At 59.1% G+C, this 10,904-nt stretch carries 7 protein-coding genes and 1 tRNA gene; all 8 read left to right on the plus strand.

Translation table 11 applies throughout. The annotated features are described in order from the left end of the window. Positions 1-107: 107 nt before the first annotated feature. The 8 genes from ACRQ5Q_RS40625 to ACRQ5Q_RS40660 all read left to right on the plus strand — a co-directional run bounded on the left by ACRQ5Q_RS40625 (position 108) and on the right by ACRQ5Q_RS40660 (position 10,860). A complete protein-coding gene (locus ACRQ5Q_RS40625) occupies positions 108-3,149 on the plus strand; it encodes an EAL domain-containing protein (protein ID WP_439395394.1) in 3,042 nt (1,013 codons plus the stop codon). Then, positions 3,121-3,438 carry a hypothetical protein gene (locus ACRQ5Q_RS40630; RefSeq protein ID WP_439395395.1) on the plus strand — a complete coding sequence of 106 codons (318 nt, stop codon included), beginning with the start codon at positions 3,121-3,123 and terminating at the stop codon, positions 3,436-3,438. The genes ACRQ5Q_RS40625 and ACRQ5Q_RS40630 overlap by 29 nt, the downstream gene beginning before the upstream one ends. An 8-nt stretch (positions 3,439-3,446) precedes the next feature. Continuing rightward, positions 3,447-3,523 (plus strand) — tRNA-Arg (locus ACRQ5Q_RS40635). 398 nt (positions 3,524-3,921) lie between these two features. Then, positions 3,922-4,659 carry a tyrosine-type recombinase/integrase gene (locus ACRQ5Q_RS40640; RefSeq protein ID WP_439395396.1) on the plus strand — a complete coding sequence of 246 codons (738 nt, stop codon included), beginning with the start codon at positions 3,922-3,924 and terminating at the stop codon, positions 4,657-4,659. Between the two features lie 322 nt (positions 4,660-4,981). Beyond that, positions 4,982-5,287: a hypothetical protein gene (locus ACRQ5Q_RS40645; RefSeq protein WP_439395397.1), complete on the plus strand. Its 306-nt coding sequence runs from the start codon at positions 4,982-4,984 to the stop codon at positions 5,285-5,287. Positions 5,288-5,400: 113 nt separating this feature from the next. Then, positions 5,401-7,287 carry a hypothetical protein gene (locus tag ACRQ5Q_RS40650; RefSeq protein WP_439395399.1) on the plus strand — a complete coding sequence of 629 codons (1,887 nt, stop codon included), beginning with the start codon at positions 5,401-5,403 and terminating at the stop codon, positions 7,285-7,287. 296 nt (positions 7,288-7,583) lie between these two features. After that, positions 7,584-7,769, plus strand: coding sequence for an HNH endonuclease signature motif containing protein (locus ACRQ5Q_RS40655; RefSeq protein WP_439395401.1), 186 nt, complete (start codon positions 7,584-7,586; stop codon positions 7,767-7,769). A gap of 295 nt (positions 7,770-8,064) precedes the next feature. Next, on the plus strand, positions 8,065-10,860 hold the full coding sequence (locus tag ACRQ5Q_RS40660) for a class I SAM-dependent DNA methyltransferase (protein ID WP_439395403.1): 2,796 nt from the start codon (positions 8,065-8,067) through the stop codon (positions 10,858-10,860). The last annotated feature ends 44 nt before the right edge of the window (positions 10,861-10,904 follow it).

The following is a 10,904-nucleotide window of genomic DNA, read 5'->3' on the forward strand; positions in this document are numbered from 1 at the left end:
CATTTGTGCGGTGTATTCCTGTCCTTGCAGGGAGGGGGAATGCGCCAGGTCTTTTCCACGATGGCAGCCGGAACATCCCTACAGCCGCGAAAAACGGCTGGGCGGCCTTGGCGCGGCGTGGCCCTGTCCTGTGGCTCACCCTGTGCGGCGTGCTGCTGGTCGCGGGCATCTTCGCCGTGACCGCCATGGCCGTCGGCGAATTCCGCGAGCGGACGCTGGTCAACCGCGAGCGCGAGCTGGAAAAAACGGTGCAGCTGATCGCGCGCCACTTCGATCAGCAGTTTGAGGACTCCGATGTCGTCGCGGCCGATCTCATCGGGCAGATGAACCTGCCGGAGATCACCTCGCCCGAGATGTTCCGCGAGCGCATGTCCGGTGCCGCTGCGAACCAGATGCTGCGCAGCAAGGTCAGCTCGGTCTCCTATCTCGGCGACATCGCGATCTACGATGCCGACGGCGAGCTGATCAACTGGTCGCGAGGCCAGCCGCTGCCCAAGATCAACATCTCCTCGCGCGCCTATTTCCAGACGCTCAAGTCGGACCCGATGTCCGAGCCGGTGCTGCTCGAGTCCGTCCGCAGCTTCATCATCGGCAAATGGACCACGGTCGTCGCGCGCCGGCTCAACGGCACCGACGGCACCTTCTTCGGCGCCATGGTCCGACGGATCGATCCGGACAGCTACCAGAACTATTTCGCATCCGTGGCGCTCGCGGAAGGCACGGCGATCGCGCTGTTCGACCGCGAGGGCAAGATGCTGGCACGCTACCCCCATGTCGAGGAGCTGATCGGCAGGAGCTTCAGGGATGCGCCGCTGATGCGGAAGGTGCTGACCAAGGGCGGCCAGCACACGCTTCGCGTCAAGGGCCCGGTCGACCTCGAGGAGCGGCTCGGCTCGGCGGCGTCGCTGAAGCACTTCCCGCTCGTCATCGTCGCCACCAACACCACGGCTGCAGCGCTTGCGGACTGGCGGCAGCAGACCGGTTTCATGGTCACCACGGCCGCGCTTTCGGCCGCCGTGATCGCGCTGATCCTCTACCTGATCATTCGCCAGATCAACCGGCAGAACCGCGAGGCCCAGGAGCGGATCGAGGCGGAACGGCTGCGGCTCGACACCGCCCTCAACAACATGTCGCAAGGGCTGATTCTCTACGACGCGAACGGCTACATCGTCACCTGCAACCGCCGCTACGCCGACATGTTCGGCCTTTCGCACGACGTCATCAAGCCGGGCTGCCACGTCCTCGAAGCGATGCGCCACCGCAAGGAGCGCGGTGCGTTCGAAGGCGACGTGGAGGAATTCTACGCCGAGGTCATGAGAGTCGTCACCGAAGGCACCGTCTCCACGCGGACCCATCAACTGCCCAATGGCCGGGCCTTCCAGGTCATCAACACCCCGCTCGCGCAGGGCGGCGTCGCCACCATCGAGGACATCACCGACCGCCGCAACCTCGAACAGGAGCGCGATCGCAACCACACCTTCCTGCGCGAGATCATCGATCACATTCCGTCGCAGATCACGGTGAAGGACGCTCAAAGCCGCCAATATCTGCTGGTCAACCGCATCGCGGAGGAGGTCTTCAACGAAACGGGCGAGACGATCGTCGGCAGGACCGCCACCGATATCCTCCCGGCACCCGACGCCGATATCGTCAAGCGCGACGACGACGCCTTGCTGCAATCGCCCGACCGGCTGTTGCTCAGGGAACAAAGCTGGGAAAGACGGACGGGCGGCCAGCGCCATACCATCTCGAAGCGCATCGGCATTCGCGACAAGGCTGGCGAGCCACGTTACATCATCAACGTGATCGAGGACGTCACCGAGCGGCGGCGCGACCACGAGAAGATCGCGCATATGGCGCATTACGATGCACTGACCGATCTGCCGAACCGCACGCTGTTCCGCGAGCAGATCGAGCGCGAGCTGGAGAAGGTCGCGACCGGCGCGCAGTTCGCACTGCTCTATATCGACGTCGACGAATTCAAGGGCATCAACGATTCGCTCGGCCATCACGTCGGCGACGAGCTGCTGAAGGCGATCGCGACCCGCCTGCGCGGCTGTCTCAAGAAAGGCGACCTGATCGCGCGGCTCGGCGGCGACGAATTCGCGGTGATCCAGACCGGGATCCAGTCCTCGGCCGACGTGCTGTCCTTCGTGACGCGGATCTACGAGGCAATCCGTCAGCCCTATCACTGCCTCGGCCACCAGCTCTCCACCGATGCGAGCATCGGCATCGCGCTGGCGCCGCAGGACGGCGCCGATCTCGACCAGCTCGTCAAGAATGCCGACCTTGCGATGTACGGTGCCAAGGCCGGAGGCCGCCGCACCCACCGTTTCTTCGAGCCCGAGATGGACGCGAGCGCCAAGGCGCGCCTGACCATGGAGCAGGATCTGCGCCACGCCCTGGTGAACGGCGGCTTCGAGATCCACTATCAGCCGCTGGTCGATCTGCGCTCGGGCGCGGTCACCGGCTGCGAGGCCCTGCTGCGCTGGCGCCACCCCGAGCGCGGCATGGTGTCGCCGGCGGAGTTCATTCCGATCGCCGAGGATACCGGCCTGATCAACGAGCTTGGCGACTGGGTGCTGCGCATGGCCTGCAACGAGGCCGCGACCTGGCCGGCGCATATCCGCGTTGCGGTCAACGTCTCGCCGGTGCAGCTCAAAAGCGACACGCTGGCGCTCAGGATCGCCAGCGCGCTCGCCGCCTCGGGGCTTGACCCGCGCCGGCTCGAGCTCGAGATCACCGAGGCCGTGCTGATCCGCGACGACGAGGCGGCGCTGTCCATCCTGCACCAGCTCCGTTCGATCGGCGTGCGCATCGCGCTCGACGATTTCGGCACCGGCTACTCCTCGCTCAGCTACCTGAAGCGCTTCCCGTTCGACAAGATCAAGATCGACCGCTGCTTCGTCGCCGACATCGCGGAGACCAGCGGCGCGCCCGTGATCGTGCAGGCGGTGGTGAACATCGCCGCCGCCAGCAGCATGACCACGGTCGCAGAGGGCGTCGAGACCGAGGCCCAGCGCGAGATGCTGCGCAACCTCGGCTGCACCGAGATGCAGGGCTATCTGTTCAGCGCACCGAAGCCGGCTGCCGAGGTGCGAAAGCTGTTCGGCAAGGGCGATGCCGCGCCGGTGGCGGCGGTGGCCTGATGGCGAGGCCAAACAAGGCTCGGGCGAAGGCCGCCAGACCGGCGAATGCCTGCGCGTGATCGCCTCGGTCGTCAGCCGTCATGGCTGCGCCGACCGGCTGCTGCTCGAGGCCGACGAGGCGCTCTACGTGGCCAAGCGGGTCGGCCGCAACCACGTCATCTGCGCCGAAAGGGCGCTGGCCGAGTTCGCATTCCTCGGCCGGGTGGCGGTTCCTGGTTCTTTCCGCCAAATTGGCCTAGCGCGGGGAGGCGAGAAGCGGTTGCCCACTCCGCGCCAATCGGCTAAATGAACCGCATTGCACCCGTAGCTCAGCTGGATAGAGCGTTGCCCTCCGAAGGCAAAGGTCACACGTTCGAATCGTGTCGGGTGCGCCAGCGTTTCTCTTGATCTACCAACGTTTTAGAGCGTTGGTGGTAGCTCCTCAAAAGCTCCTCGAACCGGCCGGTCACAAGCTGGTCACACGAGAGGAGTTTTTTGAATGGCAAGCCTACGGTACAGAAACGGGAAGTGGCAGGTCCAAGTCAGACGCCACGGACACTCGACACGAGCCAAATCGTTTCAATCCAAGTCCGATGCACAACGCTGGGCGCGGCAGATCGAAGCCGAGCTAGATCGGACGCTGATTCCCAATGACGTACGGTCCCTGAGTACGATTACCGTTGCACAGGTCCTCACGCGATATCGCGACACGATAACCAAAGAGAAACGTGGGCTCGTACCCGAACGCAAACGGATTGAGGTGTTCCTTCGTCAGCGATGGAGCACCCTGCCGTTGGCAAAGATCGATGCTGCAGTCTTTAGCCGATACCGTGACGCGCGCTTGAAGCAGGTGCAGCCCGGCACGGTCATACGAGAGCTAGGGCTACTCCGCTCAATTTTCGAGATGGCACGCCGAGAATGGGGTTACACCGCATTACAAAATCCAATAGCCGGACTAAGAAAGCCAAAGGCACCTGAGGGTCGCGAGCGCAGATTGAGACCCGGTGAGCTACAGGCGCTTATCGAGGCGTGCAGCACTGTAGGCGGCTCATGGCTGTTGCACGGCTTTCAGCTTGCCATCGAGACGGGCCTACGGCGCGGTGAACTGCTGGGCATTCGATGGCAGCACGTGAACTTCGATGCAGCAGTCCTACACGTGCCGTTCACCAAGACGGACAAGGCTCGCACGATCCCGCTCACTGACCGGGCTGCGGAGATTCTTACGGAGCGCAAGGCGACATCCGCGTCAGATGCAGAGTACGCATTCCCCGTCAGCGCCAACGCGTTCAGGCTTGCATGGGAGCGTTGCAAGCGCCGTGCAGAGCGAGCCGGATGCATTGGCATCAAAGAGCTACGGTTTCATGATCTACGGCACGAGGCGGTAAGTCGCTTTTTTGAGAAGGGATTAAACACAGCTGAGGTTGCGTCCATCAGCGGACACAGGGACCTCCGTACGTTATTTCGGTACACCCATCTTAAGCCAGAAGACCTCGTTACGAAGCTACGCAATAGCAAGGTGCTGGCGGCATGAGCAACCAAGCACTGACAATGCCCGAGTACGTCGCTCAGCTAATCACGTTACCGCTGGAAAGCTTGGGTCTGCATCCTTCTGACGTTCAAGACGATCTGATTAGCTGTCCGCTTCAGTACGAAGATGGCACCGTACTATCTCTCGTGGTGACGTGCATAGCTAAGCGCGGATGGTTCAGGAAAGCGCCTACGCTAGTCATCTCCGCTATAACGATGGAGGGAGGCGCGGTCCATGTTCACTTCAGAGAGACCATAGCCGTTCCCGTGGGTCCGAACGATCTGCCGTTCGCCGTACGATTCTCAGCAAAGGTCAGAGCGATTGCTTGGACGATCGCCGCCACCGGCAATATGGGAGAATGCGTAAGCTTGCCGGGGAGGCCGACTGCCTAGCAGACCGCCGTCATAAAGGCTTTGCCTCCCTATTAGATAAAAGCTTGCAACCCTCACCGACGTTGGAGAACCGCAAAATGAAGGACACGTATTTTCTCGATTATCTCGAAGAACAAATTCGCTTGAGCGAATACGCTTCGGAAGACGCCCCTTACGACGAGGGATACTTGACCGCTTTACGCGAGGTCTTAGAAGACCTTACCGAATTAGACGCAATACAGCGTCTGCGGGGCGCGTAGAGCTTTTTCTTCATCAGATATCACGCTTGCTCTCTTATAGAGCTAAGTGACGAACTAAACAGCAACTGGCCTGCCGGCGAACGTCGGCGGGCCATTTCATTTGGAGAATACGCTTGACGCATGTCGATGCGGACATCGCAGTCAAAGAGATGACCAAGCTATGGCGCAGCTTCGGTATGGAAGCTAGTAGCCAACTACAACATACGTGGCGACGCATGTGCGTGGCGCTCAATGAAACCGGCAATGGCTCAGTAGGCTGGACCACACTGGCAATGCCAACAGGCATCGGTAAAACGCAATTCACTGCCTTGTATTGTGCTCTGCTAGAAGAGCCCGCACTCAGCTTGCACAACATCCGATCCAACAATCTGCATCCCGGGGTGCTTTTTGTTACACGATTGATCTCAGAGGCAAAGACGTTCATCGACCAAGTTAACACGTTGGCGGGCCGCACCATCGCCGCTGCATACCACAGCGGCTCGGACACGAAGCTAGCCGACACGATCCGCTTTCCCGTCCTCGCCATCACGCACGCCGCCTGCGAACGTCATCAGTCACGCGATATGACGGACGGCATTCCCAGCAACGTTTGGGATCAACTTACAAGCTGGCAGCTTGGAAGCAGAGGCAAGATCATTGTCGATGAGACGCCAAACTTCGTATCCTCTGTACGAATTGATACCAAGGAACTTTCTCAGACGCTCGGTGCACTCGCCTGGTTACGCGACGCCAAGAAAGAGCTCTACGTAAACATGGAACGGATCTTGTCTGCGAGCACCAATCCAGCCCTCGGGAGCGGAAATAGGCGCATTACAGATTCCGAGTTCAAGCACCTGCAATCAATAGACACTGCCCTTATACTAGAGCACCTGAAGTCCGTTGATGATGACGCCATCACTCTAACTCAGAGCAGTGAGAGAACTTCGCTACGGAAGCTATGCACATCCACTGTTGAGTCAATCGGCGCGCTGCAAAGGAACGGCTGGGGCTGGATAAGCTATCAGGGCAAGACTGCGCAACTGCATTCAGCGGCGCTGCATCCTTCTCTACGTACCGGCTCGGGCGTCATACTTGACGCTACTGCAAGCTTGTATCCGGGCTACGGCCTACTCAGCCCTCCTGCGAAGACCATCACCGCCGCAGAAAACACGCGGCGCTACGATAATGTCACGCTGCATCTCGCGTGGGGTCACGTCGCCGGGAAGGAACGCTTATTGAAGGCTGTCGATCAACTTTGGCCCAAATACAGACTGGCAATACAGAGCATAGTGCCGGCCAACGATCGCGTTTTAGTCTGCTGTCACGAGGAGTTTAAGCAGAGGGTCTGCGGCGATCCTGAAAATCCCGCCCAAATGACATTTGCTCATTACGGAAATATAGACGGCAGGAATGACTGGAATGACTACGAGGCCGTGGCACTGATCGGCTTGTATTATCTTCCCAGCGCGGTGCATATCAACACAGCACAAGCCTTGCTTGGACCTCAGACAGACGACTGGTTGCAGAACTCACGAGTTCGTGCGGCCGGCTCGCACGACGTGGTAATCGAGATGCAGCGTGCTCACCTCGCCTCTACGGTCATTCAGACCATTACCCGCGTTCGGTGCCGGAGAGTGATTAACGAAGAAGGGCAGAGCGACACAACAACTGTGTTCTTGGCACTTCCTGCTGACGCGGATGGTCGCGCGGTCCGGGACGCAATTCTTCACTACATGCCGGGCATACAGATCAAGGCGTGGTCTTTGGATACAAGTAAGAAGAGAGCCAGGAGCGATCGGGGCGTCAAGAAGCTACTGGACTTCCTAGCCTGTGCGCCCAGAGGGGTCCACACGAAGGCTCAGACGCGCGCACGGATGCCAATCGGGGCAGCATCATTAGATCGCGCAATCCGACGCCTCAACGATCCTTCATCGAGTGAGCGTGCGCAGCTTACTGCCTTAGGGGTCACATACCATGGGGGACGAGGCAAAGGAGCTGAATCATTTTTTATGAAGGCGTAGTCTCGCCATCCGGCCTTGCACACGTCCAACAAGCAATCACGAGAACAGAGGCCGCCGCGAGCGGCCTTTCTCGTTTCTACACGGGGAGGCCGTGCAGGGCGGGACACCTTTCCGAGCGTTTCGTTAGCAATCGGCAGTGCGTCGCCTGCAATGCCATCAAGGCGCGCCAGCGAGAAGCCCTGAGGGGCTTCAATGACCCGTCCTTCAGAATGTATCGTAATACGCTGAGGCGCGCTGGTATGGTTCTCAGAGGACGCGCCAGCCCGGCTAACGCGGTCGGCTGCGACCATCCCAAATTGCGCGATTACATCGCTGGTCAGTTCCGCACTGGAATGTGCTGGGAGAAATATCGGGAATGGGAGGTGGATCATGTCACGCCGCTGTCGTCGGCGCGGACGCTGGTCGAATTGGTCGCGCTGTGCCACTTCAGTAACCTGCAACCGCTGTGGCGAAGCGAGAATCTGAGAAAGGGCGGGGCCTAGTGCCCCGCCCCGGTCATTACGCCCACACCCGGGCGCATCTGTCTTTCTCGATTCTTGCCGGTTTCATGGTTTGCTCGGGCACCCTCGACCTGGCCCCTTGGAGGGGGCCAAAGCTCGGGCCTGGCTCTGGTCAGGACGCTCTGTCTCGTTCTCAAAATGTCCTTGAATTGCCGGCTCGGATGAAGTCTATAAATGTTGGCATCTTAGGTGAGCGCGGGGCCAAGTCGCAATGAGTTCGGGGGAATGATTTTCAGCAAAACGGCTTTTTCATCTCCGAGTCTGCGCGGAGTGGCACATGAACCCCGTTGAGATCGAGGAAGCTGTCTCGGCACTTGCTCAACAGGCATTCGATCCGAGTGAATTTCCGTTCGACTTTCTCCGAGCTTTCGGGAACAAAGAAACGACGCTCAAGCGGCTGCGAAAGGGCGAAACGAACAAATCCGATTTGGATGGAGTTCTTCAGACCAACAATATTCATATTGCCGTCGCTGCGCCCGGCGAGGTTACAAAGATGCTTGCCGCGCTCAAGGCGAGCCCCGCGACGGCGCGGGCAAAAGCGAAATTTGTTCTTGCGACGGACGGTGAATGGTTCGAGGCCGAGGACCTTGTGTCCGAAGCAGCGCCCGTCGCCTGTCCTTATGCAGAGTTTCCTAATCACTTCGGCTTCTTCCTGCCGCTCGCTGGAATCTCGACTGTCCGCGAGATCAGCGAAAACGCTTTTGACATTCGGGCTACGGGACGCCTTAACCGCCTCTACTTGTCCTTGCGCCAAGAAAATCCTGATTGGGATACGAATGCGCGTCGGCCGGACATGAATCACTTCATGGCGAGGCTGATCTTTTGCTTCTTCGCTGAAGATACTGGCATCTTCTTCGGCGGCCGGCTGTTCACCGACACGATCGCCCAGATGAGCGCCCGCGACGGGTCCGATACGGATTTCGTAATCGGAGAGATTTTCCGGGCCATGAACACAAAGATCGCCGATCGCCACGCGACCAAGTTGCGTCCCTGGGCTGATGCATTTCCTTATGTGAACGGCGGCTTATTCTCCGGCAGTCTCGACGTGCCGCGCTTCAACAGGACGGCGCGCTCCTATCTTATCAACATCGGCAGTCTCGATTGGAAGCAGATCAACCCCGACATCTTCGGCTCGATGATCCAGGCCGTCGCGGAAGACGAGGAACGCGACGCGCTCGGCATGCACTATACGAGTGTCCCGAACATCTTGAAGGTGCTGAACCCGCTGTTCCTCGACGACATCCGTGCACGTCTGGAAGAAGCAGGCGAAAACCCTCGCACTCTGCTGAACCTGCGTAAGCGTCTGGCGCGGATCAGGGTCTTCGATCCGGCTTGCGGCTCCGGCAATTTCCTTGTCATCGCCTATAAGGAGATGCGAGCGATCGAGACCGAGATCAACAAGCGGCGTAAGGATCAAGGACGCAAGAGCGACATTCCGCTCACCAACTTCCGGGGGATCGAGCTGCGTGATTTTCCCGCCGAAATCGCTCGGCTCGCACTCATTATCGCTGAGTATCAGTGCGACGTTCTCTATCGCGGCCAGAAGGAGGCACTCCAAGATTTCCTGCCGCTAGACGCCGAGAACTGGATCACGTCTGGCAACGCTCTGCGGCTAGACTGGTTAAGCATTTGTCCGCCGACCGGGACAGGCGTCAAGCACCACGCGGACGACTTGTTTCATAGCCCGCTCGATCAGGCGCAGATCGACTTCGAGAATGAAGGAGGGGAAACGTATGTTTGCGGGAACCCGCCGTATCTTGGGAATACGTGGCAGTCTGCTGAACAGAAGGCCGAAATCCGCGATGTCGTAAATGGTCGTACAAGCTCGGCCGGATTTCTTGACTATGTGTCGGGTTGGTTCATCAAAGCGGCGGACTATATCAAGCGTGCTGGCGGTGTAGCCGCTTTCGTTAGCACGAACTCCATTTGTCAAGGGCAAACCATCCCGATTCTCTGGCCGATCGTTTACAGCACCGGCTGCGACATTCTTTTTGCCTACACATCTTTCAAGTGGTCGAATCTTGCGAGCTACAATGCAGGTGTAACCGTCGCTGTTGTGGGAATTGGAACATCAAGCAATGCACCGCGGCGTTTGTATGAGCATCAAGACGATGGAAGTGTAGTGCTGCGCGAAGGAGTTTCTATCACGCCGTATCTGTCGATCGGCTCGCGCGTCATCGTTGAAAAGCGTGATACGCCGTTGTCGGAACTAGCAGTGATGGAGTTTGGCAACAAACCCAGCGATGGCGGCCATCTTCTCCTTACCCTCGATGAGCTTGAGTCCCTTGGGCTATCAGAACAGCAGCATGAACGATTCATTCGCCGCATCTACGGGTCACAGGACTTCATCAACGGCGGCCTACGATTCTGCCTGTGGATAGACGATGAGCACCTGGCGGAGGCTGAGGCGATACCTGCATTGAAGGAGCGTATTGAGGCTGTGCGTGCCTTACGTCTGGCAAGCCCGGACAAGGGGGCGAGCACCATTCTTTCCAAACGTCCCCATCAGCTCAAACTAATGCGAATCGGCAAAACGCGAACCATCGTTGTGCCAAGTGTTTCCTCGGAGCGTCGTCCATACTTGCCAACGGGTATCGTTGATGAGCAAACCACGCTCACGAACCTCGCGTTTGGCCTCTACGACGCTCCGCTCTGGAACCTGTCCCTTATCGCTTCGCGTCTGCACCTTGTCTGGATCGCCACCGTTTGTGGGAAGCTGAAGACCGACTATCGCTACTCAAACACCCTCGGCTGGAACACCTTCCCAGTCCCCGCGCTGACCGAGAAGAACAAAGCCGACCTGACTCGCTGCGCCGATGACATCCTGTTGGCGCGCGAGGCGCATTTCCCAGCGACCATCGCCGACCTCTATGATCCCGACAGCATGCCCGCCGACCTGCGCGAAGCCCACGAACGTAACGATGAGGTGCTTGAGCGCATCTATATCGGCCGCCGCTTCCGCAATGACACCGAACGGCTCGAAAAGCTGTTCGATTTCTACACTAAGAGCGTGGCCGGGAAGCCGAAGGAAGCACCTAGGAGGCGTAAGCTACCCAAGTCCACAACAGGTTAATCTAGACGTCACGCAACTCAGAACATATGTTGAACAAATGTGGA

Source organism: Bradyrhizobium sp. PMVTL-01, from assembly GCF_051861855.1.
Classification (GTDB): Bacteria; Pseudomonadota; Alphaproteobacteria; order Rhizobiales; family Xanthobacteraceae; genus Bradyrhizobium.

Coding starts and splice junctions, on each gene's coding strand:
- ACRQ5Q_RS40630 (WP_439395395.1), top strand. CDS start 3,121: ATGCCGCGCCGGTGGCGGCGGTGGCCTGATGGCGAGGCCAAACAAGGC.
- ACRQ5Q_RS40660 (WP_439395403.1), top strand. CDS start 8,065: ATGAACCCCGTTGAGATCGAGGAAGCTGTCTCGGCACTTGCTCAACAG.